General features: G+C 46.9%; 21 protein-coding genes and 1 pseudogene. All 22 read right to left on the bottom strand.

Annotated elements, in window-relative coordinates; genetic code table 11:
- Positions 1–43: 43 nt before the first annotated feature.
- Positions 44–1,057: an NADP-dependent oxidoreductase gene (locus CHA6605_RS05795; RefSeq protein WP_015158585.1), complete on the bottom strand. Its 1,014-nt coding sequence runs from the start codon at positions 1,055–1,057 to the stop codon at positions 44–46.
- Between the two features lie 23 nt (positions 1,058–1,080).
- Positions 1,081–4,020 (bottom strand): beta-phosphoglucomutase, encoded by a 2,940-nt coding sequence (gene pgmB / locus CHA6605_RS05800; protein ID WP_015158586.1) that lies wholly within the window; start codon positions 4,018–4,020, stop codon positions 1,081–1,083.
- Positions 4,021–4,084: 64 nt separating this feature from the next.
- On the bottom strand, positions 4,085–4,492 hold the full coding sequence (locus CHA6605_RS05805) for a VOC family protein (protein WP_015158587.1): 408 nt from the start codon (positions 4,490–4,492) through the stop codon (positions 4,085–4,087).
- A gap of 11 nt (positions 4,493–4,503) precedes the next feature.
- On the bottom strand, positions 4,504–5,205 hold the full coding sequence (locus CHA6605_RS05810) for a type 1 glutamine amidotransferase domain-containing protein (protein ID WP_015158588.1): 702 nt from the start codon (positions 5,203–5,205) through the stop codon (positions 4,504–4,506).
- A 78-nt stretch (positions 5,206–5,283) separates the two neighbouring features.
- The gene (locus tag CHA6605_RS05815) at positions 5,284–5,676 is read right to left on the bottom strand and encodes a cupin domain-containing protein (protein WP_015158589.1); all 393 of its coding nucleotides are present in this window, start codon (positions 5,674–5,676) and stop codon (positions 5,284–5,286) included.
- A gap of 88 nt (positions 5,677–5,764) precedes the next feature.
- The gene (locus CHA6605_RS05820) at positions 5,765–7,336 is read right to left on the bottom strand and encodes an oleate hydratase (protein WP_015158590.1); all 1,572 of its coding nucleotides are present in this window, start codon (positions 7,334–7,336) and stop codon (positions 5,765–5,767) included.
- A gap of 39 nt (positions 7,337–7,375) precedes the next feature.
- Positions 7,376–8,113: an SDR family oxidoreductase gene (locus CHA6605_RS05825; RefSeq protein WP_015158591.1), complete on the bottom strand. Its 738-nt coding sequence runs from the start codon at positions 8,111–8,113 to the stop codon at positions 7,376–7,378.
- A 38-nt stretch (positions 8,114–8,151) separates the two neighbouring features.
- Complete coding sequence (locus CHA6605_RS05830; protein ID WP_015158592.1) at positions 8,152–8,730, bottom strand: HdeD family acid-resistance protein; 579 nt, start codon at positions 8,728–8,730, stop codon at positions 8,152–8,154.
- A 62-nt stretch (positions 8,731–8,792) separates the two neighbouring features.
- On the bottom strand, positions 8,793–9,353 hold the full coding sequence (locus tag CHA6605_RS05835; RefSeq protein WP_015158593.1) for a DsbA family protein: 561 nt from the start codon (positions 9,351–9,353) through the stop codon (positions 8,793–8,795).
- Positions 9,354–9,398: 45 nt separating this feature from the next.
- Entirely contained in the window at positions 9,399–9,758 is a 360-nt protein-coding gene (locus CHA6605_RS05840) for a DUF5335 family protein (RefSeq protein WP_015158594.1), read from the bottom strand.
- A 35-nt stretch (positions 9,759–9,793) separates the two neighbouring features.
- Positions 9,794–9,997 carry a hypothetical protein gene (locus CHA6605_RS05845; protein ID WP_015158595.1) on the bottom strand — a complete coding sequence of 68 codons (204 nt, stop codon included), beginning with the start codon at positions 9,995–9,997 and terminating at the stop codon, positions 9,794–9,796.
- Between the two features lie 42 nt (positions 9,998–10,039).
- The gene (locus tag CHA6605_RS05850; protein ID WP_015158596.1) at positions 10,040–10,393 is read right to left on the bottom strand and encodes a hypothetical protein; all 354 of its coding nucleotides are present in this window, start codon (positions 10,391–10,393) and stop codon (positions 10,040–10,042) included.
- Between the two features lie 58 nt (positions 10,394–10,451).
- On the bottom strand, positions 10,452–11,165 hold the full coding sequence (locus CHA6605_RS05855) for a BON domain-containing protein (protein WP_015158597.1): 714 nt from the start codon (positions 11,163–11,165) through the stop codon (positions 10,452–10,454).
- A gap of 2 nt (positions 11,166–11,167) precedes the next feature.
- Positions 11,168–11,965 carry a hypothetical protein gene (locus CHA6605_RS05860; protein WP_015158598.1) on the bottom strand — a complete coding sequence of 266 codons (798 nt, stop codon included), beginning with the start codon at positions 11,963–11,965 and terminating at the stop codon, positions 11,168–11,170.
- Between the two features lie 140 nt (positions 11,966–12,105).
- A complete protein-coding gene (locus CHA6605_RS05865; RefSeq protein WP_015158599.1) occupies positions 12,106–12,789 on the bottom strand; it encodes a BON domain-containing protein in 684 nt (227 codons plus the stop codon).
- Positions 12,790–12,820: 31 nt separating this feature from the next.
- A complete protein-coding gene (locus CHA6605_RS32550; RefSeq protein WP_086936174.1) occupies positions 12,821–12,952 on the bottom strand; it encodes a zinc-binding dehydrogenase in 132 nt (43 codons plus the stop codon).
- Positions 12,953–13,138: 186 nt separating this feature from the next.
- Complete coding sequence (locus CHA6605_RS05870; protein ID WP_015158600.1) at positions 13,139–13,495, bottom strand: 2Fe-2S iron-sulfur cluster-binding protein; 357 nt, start codon at positions 13,493–13,495, stop codon at positions 13,139–13,141.
- Between the two features lie 38 nt (positions 13,496–13,533).
- Positions 13,534–14,124: a Dps family protein gene (locus CHA6605_RS05875; protein ID WP_015158601.1), complete on the bottom strand. Its 591-nt coding sequence runs from the start codon at positions 14,122–14,124 to the stop codon at positions 13,534–13,536.
- Positions 14,125–14,208: 84 nt separating this feature from the next.
- Positions 14,209–14,748: a general stress protein gene (locus tag CHA6605_RS05880; protein WP_015158602.1), complete on the bottom strand. Its 540-nt coding sequence runs from the start codon at positions 14,746–14,748 to the stop codon at positions 14,209–14,211.
- Positions 14,749–14,810: 62 nt separating this feature from the next.
- Entirely contained in the window at positions 14,811–15,239 is a 429-nt protein-coding gene (locus CHA6605_RS05885; protein WP_015158603.1) for a hypothetical protein, read from the bottom strand.
- 454 nt (positions 15,240–15,693) lie between these two features.
- Complete coding sequence (locus CHA6605_RS05890; RefSeq protein WP_015158604.1) at positions 15,694–16,965, bottom strand: FAD-dependent oxidoreductase; 1,272 nt, start codon at positions 16,963–16,965, stop codon at positions 15,694–15,696.
- A 272-nt stretch (positions 16,966–17,237) separates the two neighbouring features.
- Positions 17,238–18,413 (bottom strand): annotated as a pseudogene (locus CHA6605_RS05895) (phytoene desaturase family protein); the annotation flags it as partial.
- Positions 18,414–18,440 lie beyond the last annotated feature (27 nt).

Raw genomic sequence — 18,440 nt, forward strand, 5'->3', positions numbered from 1 at the left:
AACATTTAATCGATCGAAAAATCTCGCTCTTTTCAATGTCTTCCTATTCCAATTTCACGACCATCTTGCCGATGTTTTTTCCGTCAAATAAACCGAGAAACGCGCTTACCGCTTTATCGATTCCGACTACTACTGTTTCCTTATTTTTCAATTTGCCCGATCGATAATAGTCACCCACTACTTGCTCGAATTCAGCCCGACAACCCAGCCAATCGCCAACAATTAAACCTTTCATCGTCAATCGTTTGGTAGTGATATTAAATAGATTGCTCGGCCCAGGTTGGGGGATTTCCGCGTTGTAACCAGAGATGCCACCACAAGCGATAATCCGACCATTCACGCGCAACGCTGAGAGTGCCGCTTCGAGCATTTCACCGCCGACATTATCGAAGTAGACATCAATCCCGTTGAGGGCTGCTAGGTTCAATTGTTCGATAACCGAGATCGCGGGACTGGATTTGTAGTCAAATGCACGATCGAAGCCGCATTCTTCCAGTAGAAACTCGACCTTATCTTGCGAACCTGCCGAGCCGATGACTTCACAGCCGCGTATTTTTGCCAGTTGTCCGGCCACATTTCCCACTGCACCAGCAGCTCCCGAAATGAAAATCACATCGTCAGCTTTGACATCGACCAAGTACATCCCCGCCCAAGCAGTTAAACCCGTCATCCCCAGGGCACCGAGGTAAACGGAGAGCGGTTGAATGTCGCGGCTGACTGGATGTAGCTCTGGCGGTGTGGCGATAAAATACTCTCGCCAACCATAGTTAGAAGTGACGACATCACCTGGTTGGAATGCTTCAGCGTGGGACTCAACGACTTCGCCAACTGCGCCGCCAGTCATCGGTTTGCCCAACTCGAATGGTGGCACATAGGATTTGCCGCCATTCATCCGCCCGCGCATATAGGGATCTACGGATATATAGAGGTTACGAACTAGTACCTGCCCATCTTGCAGCGGCTCCAGTTTGGTTTGGGCGAGGGCAAAGTTATTTAGGGTAGGCATCCCTGTGGGATGCGAGATGAGTTGAATTTCACGGCTGATAATATCTGTCATAATTTTCTCCAAAATAATCCTGTTTAAAGAATTGGTATTACTATGGGTTGAGAGAATTTTTCTGGAGCTAGTTTTAATTGAGCTTGGAGATCGACCAGGTGAACGCCAATCAGGTTTGGTAGAACGATATCAGCGGCTCCAACGCGAGTTATGGGGCCAATTCCGATCGATCGCATTCCTGCCGCGATCGCCGCTCGAACGCCCACAGTGGCATCTTCCACGACAACACACCGATCGGGTTCGAGTCCGATCTGTTGAGCTGCGTATAGAAATAGGTCTGGGGCTGGCTTCGGAGCTTCGACACTATCTCCATCAGCGATCGCATCCACCAGATTGCCAATCCCTAATTTCTCGATGACAGTGCGGGCATTTTTACTCGCAGAACCGATCGCTATTTTAATTCCCGCTTGTCGGAGTTCTGTTAATAACTCAATTGCGCCTGGAAATAGATTTTGAGGGGTAATGGTGGCGATCGATTCCACGTAATAACGATTTTTGCGTTCCATCATCGCCTGAAGCTGCGCTTCCGAATATTGTCGAATGCCGATGATGTGCATCAGCGACTCGCGGCGAGATACGCCCCGCAGTGCTTCGTTCGCCTGCCTGTCGAAGGGCAATCCCTCTTCGTCAGCCAGTCGTTGCCAAGCCCGATAATGATATTCGGCAGTATCCGTCAACACGCCATCGACATCGAAGATAAAGCCCTGAATAGCTGTAGTTGAAACAACTGAGGGTGAGAGGTTGAACTGGTGCCAGGTACCATGCCAGTTGAGTTTAAATTTGAGCCGCGTCCAATTCTGTGGCAGATGGGGAGTCGCCACGGGGCCGTTTTCCGTCAGTTGGATACCGCCAAAGCCGAAGACGAGAGCTTGCCAAACACCACCAGCCGAAGCCGCATGAATGCCATCTTCGGTGTTACCGAAAGTGTTTTGGAGATCGATTAGAGCTGCCCGCATAAAGTGTTCGTAGGCATCTACCGATTTATCCAGGCTGGCGGCGAGAAGTGCTTGAACGGATGAACCGAGGGATGAGCCTTGGGTGATATCAGTGCGGGGAGTGTAGTAGTTCCAGTTCTCGTGCATGACATCCTGACGATTGGCAAATTCTGGCGTGTTGAATAATAAATAGAGCAGCATCAGCACGTCGGGTTGCTTGATGACCTGGCTCAGATTCGTTTTTGCCATGCCGAGGACAGATTGGATCGATCTCGTGCGCGGTTCGTAGTCGCTCAAGTTAAGATCTTGGAGTGCGAAAAACCCCTCAAACTGCTCGATCAGCAATGTCTTCGGATCGTAAGGAATGTACATCTGAGCGATCGTCGTGTGGAACGCTAGTAGCTGTACTGGCGTGATTTGTAGCTGTTGACTGAGTTCATTTGCTCGCGCTGGAAACGTTTCTTGTAGCCACTCGTAGACTTCTACCGCCTTTTGCAGATGCCATTGCACCAGCCGATTGGTGTAGGCATTGTTTCTTACTTCCTCGTGATATTCATCGGTACCAATTACCCCACACAATTCGTAGCGTTGCTGTTTCTCGTGCCACTCTACCCGACTCAGCCAGAATAGAGCTGTATCGAGGATAATTTCGGCTCCGCGATCGCGCATCCAGATGTCATCGCCCGTTATTTGCCAGTATTGCCAGACAGCATAGGCAATGTCCGCACTAATGTGAATTTCGCGCTCCCCATTCCAGATGCGGACGGGTTCCACATAAGGATCGCTCGATAGCGACCATTTGGGGGTCATTTCATCGCCAGTTGCCGCACTTTCCCAGGCAAACATCGCCCCTTTGTAACCACTGTGGATGGCTTTGCGTCTCGCTCCAGGGAGGGTGTCATAGCGATAGTTGAGGAGGCTACGGGCGATCGCGGGTTGCGTGAAGGTGAAAAAGGGCAGGATAAAAATTTCGGTATCCCAAAAGATATGCCCCCGATAGCCAAACCCCGATAAGGTTTTGGCAGGAACGCTGTCAGGGTCGGTATTGAGACACCCCTGAGCGGTACAGCCACCAATGAAAAGTTGAAACAAGTTGTAGCGCACTGCTAACTGAGCGGTAAGATCGCCCTCAATCTCGATATCGCTGTACTCCCAAACTGCTCTCCACGCCTGTTGATGGGCGGCGAGGAGAATCGGATAAGCTGGTAGTTCGGCTAATTTGGCCTGAGCCGCCTGGACTGGCGATTTGGTCTCGCGAGAGGTGAACACCGTTACTAGCTTCTCTACGCTGACGCTTTGACCTGTTCTGGCGACAAAAGTGGTCGTCAGGGTGGGACAGTCGGGGGTATTTATGACTTGTGATATTGCCTCAGTACCGCTCGCGGTCATTTTCGCAGCCATGCCGAGTTCGATCTGGGTACTGCGGGTGCGAACGTGGAGCCAGACTCCTCGATCTGTCTTGCCTCGATCGAGATGCTCCCAATGGTCCAAGCCTTGATTTTCGGGATAACCATTGATACTGGACTGTACCTCGATGGTGCCATCAAAATCGTTGGCTAGCCTACCGGAGGTAATCGGCGTAATCTCACAGCGCAGTGCTAGTACCTGCTCGTCTGCCAGACTTGCAAACCGATCGAACTTTAAATCTACGGTATGACCGATCGGACTCCGCCAGCGGATCGATCGACTCAACACCCCCTGTCGCAAGTCCAGCCGCCGCTCGTAGGAAAGGATTTCACCGCGATCTAACCGAAACTGTTCGCCATTGACGATGACTATTAATAACAGCCAGTCAGGACAATTTGCTAGCTCCGTATACACCACGGGGATATCGTCATAAACCCCATTAATTAAGGTAATGGGCAACGCATTGGGGTAGCCTTCTTCAAAACTGCCGCGCGTGCCTAAATAACCATTGCCGATCGTAAATACGGTTTCTCTGGCGCGTAATTTTGCCGGGTCGAATTCAGGCTCAATTAGCGTCCAGTCGGTGTAAATCAGTTCGCGAGGGCGGGTGAGAGTGTTCATGATGTTTGAAATAATGGGACTGGAGACTAGTCGTATTTCACCTTTGATTCAGAAGATTTGCTACTTAGCTGAGAATTTGTTGGAGTTCGATAATGTTACCGTCTGGATCGCGAATACCAGCACTGAGCCACCCGCCTGCTAGCCCGTCATCTGAGAATTGCCAAGGACTGCTGAAGACCACCACGCCTTTGGCTTTCAACTGAGCGATCGCATCATCCAAATTAGGCACGGCAAAAGTCAAGATTATCTTGGCATCGTTGCGATCGTAAGTTGCTGATTCGATCGAGTCAACGTAGTCTTTCAACCTCGCTCGATTGAGAATCGTAATTTTAGTTGCGCCTGCATCAAACTCGGCATATTCCTCGGCATCATTGGCTAGAGAGACTTTCAAGCCTAAAATATCCTGGTAAAAACGCTTACAATCTAGATAGTTTTGAACGTGCAATCGAGTGTAAATATATTTAAGATTCATGTATGTCCAGCCTAGTGAGATTTAGTTGCAAGCAGACTGAGCTGTTCTAGTAGTTCCTTGGCGGCTGGTGCCGAAGATGCGGGGTTTTGCCCAGTAATTAGCAGACCATCTTTAACAACATAAGGATGCCAGTCGGCTCCTTTGGCATAATGCCCACCGTTTTGCACGAGCATGTCCTCGACCAGAAACGGGACGATCTCGGTCAATCCGGCTGCTTGCTCTTCGGTATTGGTAAAGCCTGTGACTGCCTTACCTTTGACGATCGAAGAGCCGTCAAGACCCTTGACATCACGGAGTACGCCTGGAGCATGACAAACTAGGGCGACTGGTTTACCTGCGGCTAGCATGAACTCGATGAGATCGATCGAAGATGCGTCTTCAGCCAAGTCCCAGAGCGGGCCATGACCGCCAGGATAAAATACTGCATCAAAATCACTACTAGCGGCAATCTCGCTGAGTTTGAGTGTGTGCGCGAGCGCGGCTTGGGCGGCGGGATCTGCCTTGAAGCGTTCTGTGTCTTCGGTCTGAGCATCTGGGGTGTCGCTCTTGGGATCGAGTGGCGGCTGACCACCCAGCGGTGACGCGAGAGTAACGATCGCACCTGCGTCTTTAAACGTATAGTAGGGGGCGGCGAATTCTTCAAGCCAGAAACCAGTTTTTTTGCCTGTATTGCCCAGCTTGTCGTGTGAGGTTAGCACCATTAATATTTTCATCTTAACTCCTTTAATTCATAATATTTAGTCCCTTAATTCCCCAACTTCTTGGAGAAGTTGGGGAGCTAGATCGAGGATCTATTCCGTCGTTTTACCATCGAAGTGTTCGTTATCGGCTTGCGCGTCAGCGCGGGTATGATGAATAACGCCATCCCGATGATTCGGCGGTGAATAGATTGTATAAAGACTCATCTGAATACTGCCAGTATTGATGATGTTGTGCTTTGTTCCGGCTGGAATGACGATCGCCAAACCAGCTTGTATCGGTGTCTGAACGCCATCCAACACCGCTTCACCCGTACCCGCTTCCACCCGAAAGAATTGGTCGAGTTTGTGGACTTCAGCCCCGATCTCTTCCCCAGGTTTTAATGCCATCACCACGAGTTGGCAGTGTTTGGCAGTATAAAGTACCTGGCGAAAATCATGATTCGCGATCGAGATCTTGCTGATATTTTGCAAATAACCTTTCATGAGGACTCCTTTTAATTACTTTGATTTTTTCAACTAACATGAATTCGACGATTACCGACCGTAGGCTACTCCAACGTGTATAATCGCATTACTTAAATGCTTTAGCTAAAGCCTCAAACTCCACCATCAGAGACTTGTCATGAGGGGTTACAGGCGGAATGTGGCGATCGATATGCAAAAACTCATAAACCGCCATCTGCGCCGCTCGGACTGAATATTCGACAGTAAAAACAACGTCTTCGGGAATCTCCACAAACTGACTGATGAAAGCGAGGTTGCGGGAATTATGAGGAATCGGTAATGGTCGATCTGTACGCGAGCGCGGCATAAACATACTGGTGATATACGGCATCCGGCAAGGGATACAGTTCGCCGATATCATCGTGTCTAAATCGAAGCGGAGATGACCGCAAAGTTCTTGGAGGATTTCGGCACCATTGCAGTCAGCCATTGGTTTGGGGACGAAATTCCCGACTCGATCGGGAAACAAGGCATATCCCCAAAACACTTGTACATCAGCAGGTTGATCGATAAAATGAGGTTGATGAGCGAGGACGATCGATAACAACCAATTAGAGTCTTTAAACGTCACCAATCCGCCAATTCCCGCCTCATTACCGCTAAACTCGAACATCTTGTCAAAAAATGCCGGATTTTTGAGCGTGACAGTAAACGACTCCCAGCAAGATTCAGCAATACTGCTATTAAATACAGATGGATGTCCAAAACCGGAGTTTTCCGCTGCTAACTTTTCCCATAGCTGCCAACTGGTGCAATCCTGTTTGGTTAGCTGCGGCGGCGCAGTCGTCATCGAACCCAGACTCGAAGCGTCAGTCATCGAGCCATTTTGGAGAAAGACCAGATCGCCATTTTCAACAACAATGGTTTTATTTTCACCCAATTGCTGATAATGAATACCTGTGACTACCAACTTATCTGTGGCGATGTGTCGCTCTAAATCCGTTACCTGGCAATCTACATAAAAATGGACATTTTGAGTTGCCAGCCAACTTTGCAAGGGACGCACAAAAGAATCGTACTGATTGTAGACGGTGCGCTTCACCCCAGCAAGGGTTTCAATCCGCGAGAATTCCATCATAAAACGATGTAAATACCGCTTGAACTCGATCGCACTATGCCACGGCTGAAAAGCGAATGTCGTCGCCCACATATACCAAAATTCAGTCTCAAAAAATTCTGGAGACAGCCAATCGGTAATGCAACTATTACTTAATTCAGCTTCACTAGCCTCAGTCAGTCGTAATAGTTCCTGACGATCGTGCATCGCAAATCCCATCGATTTTACAGGCACTTTTGCCCGCCGCCGATCGACTAATCGCGCCATCGCATGTGACTTGTACTTTTCGTTAAACTCGATCGTTTCATCGAATACCGATTTACCTGGTAGAGTCAACGAGGGAATCGACTTAAACAGATCCCAAGTGCATTCATAATTATCAGTTGTTAACATCCGTCCGCCCCGCAAGGAGTAACCGTCTGTTGGGTTCCCCGCTCCATCCAAACTTCCGCCCATAACAGGCTTCGCTTCGAGGATCGTAATATTTTCGCCCGAAAATTCGCCGTCGCGAATCATAAATGCGGCGGCTGCTAAAGAACCAATTCCACCACCTAACAAGTACGCTTTAGATAAATTACTCATATCAATTAATCCCCTAAAAAATGTGGTTTAATCTCGAATTTAAATTTGATGAGTGGGGCGAATGATGATTTCATTGACATCGACATCCAGTGGTTGCTCGATGGCATAAGCAATCGCCCGCGCAATCGCATCCGCATCGATCGCGGTCTTTGCATAATAGGCATTCGTGCTTGTGGCTGTGTCTCGATCGCTAATCGTGCTCGTCAACTCCGTCGCAATCGCTCCAGGTGAGATATTTGTCGAGCGAATCTCACCCTTCGACTCTTGCCGCATTCCCTCCGAAATCGCTTTGACTGCAAACTTAGTCGCAGAGTAAACCGCCCCCGATGGAGATACCGTATGTCCAGCCACGGAGGATAAATTGATAATGTGACCAGATTTTTGGTGGCGCATCGTCGGTAACACCGCCGCAATTCCATACAGAACGCCCTTGATGTTGACATCAATCATCCGCTCCCATTCGTCTACCTTGAGCGCATCCAGCGGCGAGAGCGGCATCAATCCAGCGTTATTGATTAGTACGTCGATGCGACCGTAGGTACTCAAAGTCTTTTGTGCTAGGGCTTCCACTTGGGCGCGATCGGATACGTCGGTGACGAGGTAATCTGCCGTCCAGCCCGATTTGGCGATCGCCGCCACCATTTCTTTGAGTCGATCTTCCCGGCGAGCTGCCAGCATCAGTTTGGCTCCATTAGCCGCCAGTCGCTCGGCGGTGGCTGCACCCAGTCCACTACTAGCTCCGGTGATGATAACCACTTTGTTTTGAATCTCAGACATTTAACTCCATGTGCGCGATCGCGTGTGGGTCGTGAAATCTACTCAACTCCGTTCTGTAAATTGAGAGCGCGTCGTTGTCCCGAAGGCAGCATCAGCATCCAAAAGCCATCAAACAAAAGGTCGATCCCAATTAAAATTCCGATCGACCAAGCTGCGCTCATGATTGAGCTAGACCAAATATAAACACCGAAAATAATGCCGATGATGCCACTCGATAACATCCACCACCAATTAGGGATAGTCCGCCGCATTTGCAACGAGAGCGACACTTGAATCAGCCCTTGGGCAAAAATAGTACTCCCGACAACTAAAGTGAAGACACTAAATACACCTGAGAGCGGATAGATCGTCACAAAAATGCCAGCGACGAGATATAAGCCGCCTAAAGTTAGCTTCCAAAATACTTGACCGATTCCCCACGATCGCAAAGCATAAAAGATTTGCATAATTCCAGCGAGGATGAATATTAAGCCAAAGAACAATGTCGCATCGAGAGCGGCAAATAAAGGGAAGATAACGGCAAAGGTGCCCAGTCCGATCGTTATAATCGCCAGCGGAATTAACCAGCTAGAACTAACAAGTGTAATTTTCTTAGGTTTAGGTGTAGTAACTTTCACGATTTATTTTTCAATGGCTAAGGAGCAACATAATTTTGACTCGCGAACTACGATCGATCGAATTAGTAATGCTCGTTGGCGTAGCTACCGTGATGGGGCATCGCATTTAATAATGAAACTGTATCCCAGTTCCCAAAGTAACGAATCCCATTAATAAAAAATGTCGGCGTACTATCTACGCCACTTTCTATCCCCGTTTTGATATCCTCCTCGATGTGTCGAAAGTGATGTTGATTGTTGAGATCGCGATCGAATAAATCGCTATCTAATCCCAACTTGCGGGCGTAATGGAATATATTTGTCTCGCTTAAAGCAGATGGAAACTCAAACAAAGAATAGTGCATCTGCCAAAACTGATTCTGAGCTGCTGCTGCCTCTGCCGCTGATGCCGCTCGCATGGCTTGAAAGTGCAGATCGATGAGTGGAAAATGCCGCACGACATAACATAATCGCTCCCCAAGTTCGTATTGAAGCTCCCGGACGATACCGACAGCTTGAGCGCAATAAGGACATTGATAATCGATGTATTCAACTAAGACGATCGGAGCTGCAAGCATTCCTTGGCTATGGTCGCGAGTGCCGACAGGCAGGACTAGATCTAAGGTAGTATTTGTGAAAATCATCAGTTCACCTATTCAATTACTAATTGTGTTATTGGGAGTTAATTTCTATGGTTCGACTGGTTGTAACTTAATTAATGTTTTTGTCCCAGTAGCATCACTAATCCAAACCGCCAGCATCCGTCCGCTTTCGCTTTGTCCGGTTAATACTTCAGTAGGTGCATCGACGGTATGAGCGTAGGTGACTTCATCTTTACCTGTTTCAATTACGAGATCGTTGCCTTTTCCAGGGCGATCGTAAACCATTGCCATTAATGGTGCATTCTGAATCAATTCTTCATCGCCTAGTTCGGGATTCATGATTTCAATTGAAATATGTCGCCCCCGATTTCCATCAGAAAACTGGTCGAAGAATTCACCCCAGCGTTCTTGAGGTACAGTCTTGGTTAGTTCGATTTGATTTAACATGTGTTTTTTGAATCGATATAGTTGTCAATTTCTAGCTAGTTCAGATCGTTGAAGGGATCTTGCGTAGTTAGAGAATTGAAGATATTTTGCGTAGTCAGATAGGCGATTGTCGCCTGCTGTGAAAGGTAGATTAGATGTAGATCGACTAGTAATTGTTTAGCATTTTCGATCTCAACGCCTTGGATTTGTTGACAAAAGATTGAATGAGCGAGTTGCTTATCGAAAGATAAAGTATTCATTGGTTTTCTCCTAAAACATTAGATGTCAAGAGATCGAGACATTTACTTAGAGTTGCTAGGATTGCTCATTTTATTTCGATCGGCATTACCTTGAACTTCATTTAATGCGCCTTTAGAGCGTTCCTCGATCGTTTTCAGCGATGTCGCTGGTTTATCAATTGCTTTTTCGGTATTCTGTTCGATCTTGTCTAGCTGGACTGTGCCATCGGTCGAATCACTCTTAGCAATTGGAGGATAGCCACGTTTAATATTCTCGATTCGGACTGCTTTTGCTGATGCCTCCTTAGCTGATTCTCCGTTACAGCCGCTGGCGAAAAACATTACAGCAACAAGTAAAACAGACATGAACATCTGCATGGGGCGCAGGTGGGATAAGAATGTCGAAATATATTTCATCTTAAAAATCCTCAAAATTAGTAAATAATGGTGGTGTTGACATTAATTGAAAGCGTTATTACGAACGCTCAAACCACTTCACGGTAAGTTGATTGTCCACAGAAAATACCCCTGGCGCAGCCCAAGCAGCACGTTCGGCTTCCTCTCGTTCAGCCAAGTTCCGCACGTTGCCAGAGAGTTCCACGTTGCTACCATTCGTCTCGACGCGGATCTTGTTAGCATCCACCACAGCACTGCGTTTGAACGCCGATTTAATCGCTCTTTCGACTGCCACTGGCTTCACCGTGGGTTCGATGTTCATCTGAGGTGGCGGGGTGAGGGAGAGTCGATTAGATACTCCTTTGACACCCAGCAGGTGCCGCACGACGTTTGCGGCAACGTTCTTTTGAAACCAGCTATCTACCTCGCCTTCTAAGGTAATTTCGCCAGCACGGACAGTGACTCGAACGGTTCCTGGTGGAATTAATGTCGCCCAATTGATTTGGTTGGTAGCGGCGGCAGCGATATCTCCATCAGTGCGGTGGTAGGATTCGGGTAGCTGGATCTCGATGTCATCCGCAATCGCTTTTACTCCGGCAATCCGTTTAACTGCCTGTACGGCTTCCAATTTCTCAACATAGCTACTGACGTAACCATTGAGCGTCACCGTACCATTTTTGACTAAGACACCGATGTCTGTAACTTTGACAATTGGCTCGTATTTGAGTTCGGCAAGTACATCATCTTTTAGCTCCATGTCAGTCTTTTCAATCGCTCTTATCGTGTTATTCATAGTTAGTTATTAGTGGTAATTTTTGAGCGAAATTTAAGTTCATTAGCAAAGTTTAGTACCGTCAAGGCGATCCCTAGTCCCCAGCCAGTCATCGCAATTAGGGGCGTGTTTGCTTGCCGAATCGAGATCGCTACCAGTGCCCAGACAATTACCAGCACATAGGCAGTGTCATGGCGTTGAAGACTAACAACAGCCGCAATTACGCCTACGATCGTCATCATCACCACCGTCCACACACTCGGCGCAATCCCCCAGCCGTCCCAGTTGAGGCTGTATAAGCCAATGGCGACGTTCACGATTGTCGCAACGCTAATCCAGCCGAGATAGATCGAAATCGGCAGGTGAATAAACCAGCGTTCTTGCCGCGAAACCCGCTCCCGTCCGATCTCCAGGCGTTGATACATCACCATCAGCGGTATTAAGATCCCCAACATCGCTAGATTGGATAATGGGAATAGACGGGCAAGAAAAAGGTAGATCCAGGCACATTGAGCGATACAGGCGATCGCGAGTAGGTAGCCACTGTGTTGTAATCGAGGATTTTCTCGCTGACTGGGCTGGAGTTGATAAATACCAAAGGCAATCAAACCGATATAGATCAATCCCCAAATCGCAAAGGCATAGTTAGCTGGAATAATCTGGACAGATGCAAATAAAGTATTGGAAAGATTGCCAATGCTCACTCCATTGAGTGGAAAGACGTTGGATAAAGTATTAATTGCAATACTCACCAGCACGGCGGCAAGAGTCGCTATTTGCCTTTGGCGATCTGGATCGGAACGTTGGTTAGAGCTGTTCATGGCTTACCGTCATACCGCTTGGGATCTTTCTTTTGCTTCTTAGTTGCATCCAGTGGTGCTTTAGGCTTTTTGGCTTCTTTGTTGCCTTTTTTCTCTCTTGACATCACAGTTCTCCCATAAAATCTCGTTCCGTACCGATCCTATTCCCCAAAAAAAGGCCACTTCACTTCGAGATGATTTGCCACGGTGAGTACTCCTGGTGCTGCCCAAGCGACTCGTTCGGCTTCCTCCCGCTCTTGATAGTTACGAACGTCACCACGCAGGATGACCTTATTTCCCGAAGTTTCTACTCGGATGTGTTTGGCATCTACCACGGCACTGCGTTTAAACGCCGCTTGGATGTTTGTTTCGAGTTCTGCTGCATTGAGTGTGGGGGCAATCTCGATAAAATTAGATACTCCTTTGACACCGACTAGATGCTGCACGACTTGTCCGGCAGCATTCTTCTGATACCACCACTCCACATTGCCTTCTAAGGTAATCCAGCCGTCGCGGACTGTTGCTTGCACGATACCTGTGGGAATTGATGTGCCAATATCGATTTGATGTGCGGCGGCGGTGGCAATATCTCCATCCGTGCGTTGGAGCGAACCTGCTAGTTTGACTTCGATGTCGTCAGCGATCGCGATTACTCCTGCCACCCGTTTTACCGCGCGGACGGCTTCCCATTTTTCGCCATAACTGGTGGCGTAGCCGTTGAGTGTCACTGTGCCATCTTTGACTAAGACACCAATGTCTGTAACCTCTACGCTCGGCTCATATTTGAGTTCGGCAAGCACATCAATTTTCAGTGTTGCGTCAGTCTTTTTGGTAATAGTTTGCATGTTACTTATTTCCTAGTAGTGAAAATTGAGATTAGTGAGTGACTTGTAACACCAACTTGCCGTAGGGATGACCGTGCTGGCTGAATTCTTGGGCTGCTGCGGCGGCTTCGAGTTCAAAAGTTTTTTCGACAGTTACTTCAATTTGGTGGGCATCAATTAACAAAGAATGTTTGCCAAGCGGTCATTGCCGCCAACGGTACAGCAGCAGCGTGGATGTAATCGAGGGTATAGGCATGAATGCGGATTGCTTTCATCGTTGTCACGATCGTCTACTCCTCATAAATAAAATCGGTGTCCAGAATACCTGTGCCGATCGCTAAAATAGTCATCAAACATTGTTATGGCTATATCAACGCTGGGCTGCCAGCAATCCGCCAGGTGTCCAGACGAACTCGTCCCCATCCCCAAAATATCCATCAAATTTGGTCACGAGCAAATCGCCCAGCACCTTAGTCTGGCAAGCCAGCCGCCGTTTGTTGTCATTCACATGCGGATGAAGCAGCGTCGGTCGTGTTTCTGCTGCTGTCGGTACTGAAACCGATCCTTCCACTTGTACCAAGCAAGTACCACAGATGCCATGTCCGTGACAGTTGAAGATTTTTGCGCCAGCATTGTAGAGATCGATATCTTGCGCGAGCAGAGCCTCGCGGAGGTTAGTGCCTTCGTCAACCTCAAAAGTCTTGCCTTCAGCAATGATTCTTGCCATGTTCGTGCTCCTGTTGGGGTAATGGGTTAGATGGAAATTTAGCTGCGAACTAGTGGCGTATCGACTAGATGTTCGGCGATAAACCAGACTTGTGATTCATTTGTCCGCAACACGTCACTCGTCAATAAATCGCTCGTGCCTTCGTCGTGATTGGCAGCACTGGCAATAATTCCTTCCCGAACTTCCCGCAAAATTGACTCATGTGCCTCTAACAAGCGCGATAACATCACGGGCACCTCTTCCACACCATTGGGCGGACGATCGATCTTAGTTACTTCAGCGACATGGCGCGGATCGGCGATCGCCACACCGCCTAATGTCTGCACTCGTTCGCCGATCGTATCGATTAACTCCAGTTGTTCGCCTGCATGTTTGTCGAATAACAGATGCAATTGATAAAAAGTATTGCCCCGCATCAACCAATGATGTTTTTTATAGAGGCTATAGAGAATCATGCTGTCTGCGAGAATCTGGTTGAGTTGTTCGCAGCTTTCCTCACGGGCAATACTGCCCAGTGCGAGTGGCAAATTTCGGAGGGTGCCAAACTGTTGAATTTCCCGCCCATGCTGATGCAAAATAGGCTGACTGTTCTCTTTGCGATTATTTGAACTTGAAGTTTGAATCTGCATTTGGATTTTTCCTTGCGTTTCAATTTCTGTTCGACGATGCCTCAAATGTGTAAGGGCAATTATGGATTGCCCCTACTTCAGTTCCTATGCTGCTACCGACATGCTGATGCCATGACTGATTTTGTCGAGCATCTGCTTGGCTTGAGTGACATCCTCAGTGGTACCTGTCACCAAGATGATGAATTCACCTGCTTGGATTTTGGTTTCATACTTGAGCACCTCATCTTTGGGGATACCCAAACCGCCCAAAGCACCTGCTAAACCACCGATCGCCGCCGCACCAGTAGCCCCTACCAAAGTCCCTTCCAACCACCCTGCCAATACACCAGTAATCGGCCCAGCAATGATCAGCGGAGCCATACCAGGAATAAATATCACGCCAGCACCAACTAAAATCCCAAACAAACCACCAAAGAAGGTACCCCAATAAACACCTCCTGTGGCTCCGGCTGTGGCTGTATCTTGCCAGCTTAGAAATCCGCGTACATGCTCGTTTGTCTGGTAATCTTTGCCGACGATCGATAGTTTCTGCATATCGAAGCCTTGTCGTTGCAGCTCCCGTACTACTGTTTCGGCTTCAGTATGGGAGGGGAAATGAGCGACGATTGTATGTGTAAATGCCATATTTTTATGTCCTCAGATCGTAAAGTGATTATTTGAATTAAATTAGTTACCCAATCTTCGATCTAGTGTTTTTTGGAATTTCCATTAGCGGCTTCAGCATCCATCCGATCGCAAATTGCTTCTAAACTTGCTGCTTCTGCTTCTTCCATCATTGCTAGTGCCAAGTAGACAGATGTAGCCGCATAGTCCTCAGCTTTTTCCGCCCGATGTTCGAGTTTCTTAACCTCACGATTCGCTTTCCACTCATCGACACTCGATTGCATCTCAGATTCTTTTTCCTCAAATTGGGTTTTGAGCTTGGCTCGGTAATCATCGAATTCTTGTTTCTTCGCTGCTAGGCTGGCTTTAGCTTCATCGAGTTTCGATTGAATCTCAGTTTGATTTTTTTTGGTCGCAGATTTGATATTATGTTTGAGCGATTTCGCCCGATCTTCAACTGCCGTTAGATTGTCATGCAGTTGACTTGTGAAGTTGTCGATTGCAGTACTCATGGTGTTTTAGCCAATAAACTAAATTTACAAAACCTGTCGTTAGTATCGTCACCGAAGAAAAAAACATCCTATTAAGCTATCGTTTTATACCGAAGCTTTTACAGTCAGCTACTCTGGTATCAAATGGCAACCAAAATAACTATTTAATAAATCCATAATCTGAACTTATTGACTTTCATCCTAAGCTAGAGTTGTGAGGATTTCGTGAGGAAAGTATTTTTTATTAATCATTATTAGAAGCATTTATCTTAACATTTAATTCATTACTTTGTTAATTTTAGTTGCTATACTTAGCCGAAATCATCTATTTTGCCTATCTGCACATTGACAGATTTTAATCTTATTCTTCCAACATAGTCTTAGTCAAAAGGGGTAGGCGAAAATTAAAAACAATCTCAAAAAAGCTCGCATATTATGCGAGCTTTTTTGAGATATAACTTGAATAGATCGTCATCTATGCAAACGAAATCCGCTCTCGTTTGCTTTCGACTGAGGAAATAGACTCCTGGCTCATACCAATTAATTCGGCGACTCGTACAGCAGAGGTAATCGCTCCCCCATGCAAACCATCACCAAGATAGGCTCCCGCATGATAGGTATGATTCTCGCCATTAGTCGCAACCACTTCATCGCGATATTGAAAAGATTCAGTGGTATACATCGGAGTGTGATGTGCTTGGGTATGAATAATTTGCTCTGGTGCAATTAATTCTTCTAGTTGGAATGAGAGGAAATAATGCTGTGGTGATGAGATGCCACAAAGTTGATTGAGATAGCCGTTATAGCCCCAGCGGGTATCTGTTTGAAAGAAATCAAATTCTGAGGGTTTATGGATAGCAAAGAGATCGTACATAGTAGCATCCTTGTGAGCTACGCTAGTTATATGGTTAGCTTTCCAATCAGAAAATCGTTTAGTTTCGGCAGCCGTTGGATCGGCGAGTAGTGCCATTATTTGGTCTGGTGGCGTAGCAAATACGACTCGATCGAACTCGTGAATTTCACCTGTAGACATCATGATTTTAACACCATCAGGACTTCGCAAAATCCGATCGATCTCCACACCCAGTACAACCTCACCTTTAAATCGCTCTAAGATTTTTTCGATATAAGTATATACACCACCTTTAACCCGTACCCAGTTAGTCGAAATATAAGCACGCAAAGTCGGAATCGCTAATTCTGCTGGAAAATCATTAATTAGTTCAAACGGAATTGAGTAACTATACATAACTAGCAATTTCAACCAAGTATCGCGAGTACCTGAACTTTTTAGATATGCTGATAAAGGGAGATCTGCTAAATTTTCTAGATTAGCACGTTGGACTCTCAACCATAAGCTAGCAGAACGCGCATCAAGGGTATCAAAACGTAAATGTTCGATGAGGCGGTGAATACCTGAAAAGTTATTATTAGTTGTGACTGAAGATAAAAAGCGATCGCCATTATTAAAAAACATCCCCGAACCTACATTCACAGGTTCTAATTCGACATCCAATTCTGTCATCAACTCGATAAAATCTGTAAATGCCGTCGGAAATTCTAGCACGCCACATTCAAGAATTTCGGTGCAATCGGATTGATTCGGCTGGACGTTTTTATTCAGTGTCCGAATATGTCCGCCCAACATCGGTTGTCGTTCAAATACGGTGACATGATGCCCTTGTTTGTCGAGTAGATAGGCTGACACCATCCCACTCGCACCACCACCAATTACTGCAATTTTCATGTGTTAACCTCTAAATTATTAATGTTATGTAATGCGAAAAATCCCCTCCGTTCGCGTAGCGTCTCCGCTAGGAGAGGAGGAGCTGGGTGAAAATCCCCTCCTCGGAGGGGTGTCTTGGAAAGGTGCTCTACTTGCGGCGCACACAAACGGGAGGGAACCTCCCGTTTGTGTGCGTCAAGACAGGGGAAACCCCAAGACCGCACTTTCCGCTGCCCGTAGGGCGGGGTGGGTTGGATCTCCACAACAAATCAAACAAACCCGATTATGCCGCCTCAGCCATCCCCTAAAACCACATCCCCAGACAATCGTTGATACAACAACGCCCCCGTCCAAACCGTCGGCGCAAAACCTGGATAACCAGATGAAGCATTGCAGAAATAAAAACGATCGAGTGAAGTTTCATGATTCAATCGCCCCAAACCCATATTGCGTGGAGTCAAAATAGACCTATAAGAATTCCCTTCAGGACACCAGCAATAGCGTTCGTTAGTAGTCGGACTACCTGTAATCTCAAAGACCAGATGTTTCCGAAAATTCGGCACATAATGTTTCTCCACCACATCGAGAATCGCATCTAAAATCTCTTGTTTTTTCTGCCTGTAAGCTTTAGGATCGCTATCCCGTAATTGCTTAAAGTAGGCATAATTAGCAACAGTCAGAAATTCGACAATCTGACAATCTGCCGGACAATCCCGACTCGCCTCTGTCAGCAAAGTAGGCGTGGTGATAGCAAAACTCGGATTAGAATAGTCATGGCGATCGTACATTTGGGCGAAAGCTTCATTCAGACTTTCGTGTCCGGTATGGGAGACATTCCACTTGCCAAATCCATAGTCGCGCAGATCGAGATCTTTGACGACGCAATAAACCATGTAGTTAGATGCCGAATATTCATAGTCGAGTTTGCGGCGGACAGCTTCGGAAAACTTATCTAACCCGATCTGTTTGGCAGCTCGTTGCGGATCGATATTACAGATAACTGTATTACCCGTAAATTCTGCGGTTTGATGGGTGGTGAGATTCATTGCTTCAACTCCCGTCACTGTTTTATCTATAAATTTAAAATTTGTGACTTCATGGTTGAGTAGTACCTCTCCACCATGAGACTCGATAACTTTAACCAACGAATTAATTACAGATTCAAAATGCTGAGTTGGATAAAATGCGCCTGCTTGATAACCTCGAAATAATGCCACCCAGGCAAAGAACGAAAGTTGATTTGGTGGTAGTAAAAAATCTAGCCATTGTAGGGCTAAAAGCGTCTGAGCGGCTTGAGGAAGCTGGAATTTGTCAAATACATCCTGAAGGGTGCTATTGAGGTTCCAGACAGTACTCCAGACCTCACTGGGATGTTTGATTAGTTCGATTGCTGTCGCAGACGGCAAGCCGTTCGGTTTCAGTGGTGGCGCAACTATTTTCAAGCCTGCACCAGTTTTCTCGACTTCATTGCTGATAAACCACTGCCAATAATCAGG

The organism is Chamaesiphon minutus PCC 6605, assembly GCF_000317145.1.
In the GTDB taxonomy this organism is placed as follows: Bacteria; Cyanobacteriota; Cyanobacteriia; order Cyanobacteriales; family Chamaesiphonaceae; genus Chamaesiphon; species Chamaesiphon minutus.

Bases quoted from the DNA above. Each gene is read 5' to 3' on its own strand.
- CHA6605_RS05795 (WP_015158585.1), bottom strand. From the start codon at position 1,057: ATGACAGATATTATCAGCCGTGAAATTCAACTCATCTCGCATCCCACA.
- pgmB (WP_015158586.1), bottom strand. From the start codon at position 4,020: ATGAACACTCTCACCCGCCCTCGCGAACTGATTTACACCGACTGGACG.
- CHA6605_RS05805 (WP_015158587.1), bottom strand. From the start codon at position 4,492: ATGAATCTTAAATATATTTACACTCGATTGCACGTTCAAAACTATCTA.
- CHA6605_RS05810 (WP_015158588.1), bottom strand. From the start codon at position 5,205: ATGAAAATATTAATGGTGCTAACCTCACACGACAAGCTGGGCAATACA.
- CHA6605_RS05815 (WP_015158589.1), bottom strand. From the start codon at position 5,676: ATGAAAGGTTATTTGCAAAATATCAGCAAGATCTCGATCGCGAATCAT.
- CHA6605_RS05820 (WP_015158590.1), bottom strand. From the start codon at position 7,336: ATGAGTAATTTATCTAAAGCGTACTTGTTAGGTGGTGGAATTGGTTCT.
- CHA6605_RS05825 (WP_015158591.1), bottom strand. From the start codon at position 8,113: ATGTCTGAGATTCAAAACAAAGTGGTTATCATCACCGGAGCTAGTAGT.
- CHA6605_RS05835 (WP_015158593.1), bottom strand. From the start codon at position 9,353: ATGATTTTCACAAATACTACCTTAGATCTAGTCCTGCCTGTCGGCACT.
- CHA6605_RS05840 (WP_015158594.1), bottom strand. From the start codon at position 9,758: ATGTTAAATCAAATCGAACTAACCAAGACTGTACCTCAAGAACGCTGG.
- CHA6605_RS05845 (WP_015158595.1), bottom strand. From the start codon at position 9,997: ATGAATACTTTATCTTTCGATAAGCAACTCGCTCATTCAATCTTTTGT.
- CHA6605_RS05850 (WP_015158596.1), bottom strand. From the start codon at position 10,393: ATGAAATATATTTCGACATTCTTATCCCACCTGCGCCCCATGCAGATG.
- CHA6605_RS05855 (WP_015158597.1), bottom strand. From the start codon at position 11,165: ATGAATAACACGATAAGAGCGATTGAAAAGACTGACATGGAGCTAAAA.
- CHA6605_RS05860 (WP_015158598.1), bottom strand. From the start codon at position 11,965: ATGAACAGCTCTAACCAACGTTCCGATCCAGATCGCCAAAGGCAAATA.
- CHA6605_RS05865 (WP_015158599.1), bottom strand. From the start codon at position 12,789: ATGCAAACTATTACCAAAAAGACTGACGCAACACTGAAAATTGATGTG.
- CHA6605_RS05870 (WP_015158600.1), bottom strand. From the start codon at position 13,495: ATGGCAAGAATCATTGCTGAAGGCAAGACTTTTGAGGTTGACGAAGGC.
- CHA6605_RS05875 (WP_015158601.1), bottom strand. From the start codon at position 14,124: ATGCAGATTCAAACTTCAAGTTCAAATAATCGCAAAGAGAACAGTCAG.
- CHA6605_RS05880 (WP_015158602.1), bottom strand. From the start codon at position 14,748: ATGGCATTTACACATACAATCGTCGCTCATTTCCCCTCCCATACTGAA.
- CHA6605_RS05885 (WP_015158603.1), bottom strand. From the start codon at position 15,239: ATGAGTACTGCAATCGACAACTTCACAAGTCAACTGCATGACAATCTA.
- CHA6605_RS05890 (WP_015158604.1), bottom strand. From the start codon at position 16,965: ATGAAAATTGCAGTAATTGGTGGTGGTGCGAGTGGGATGGTGTCAGCC.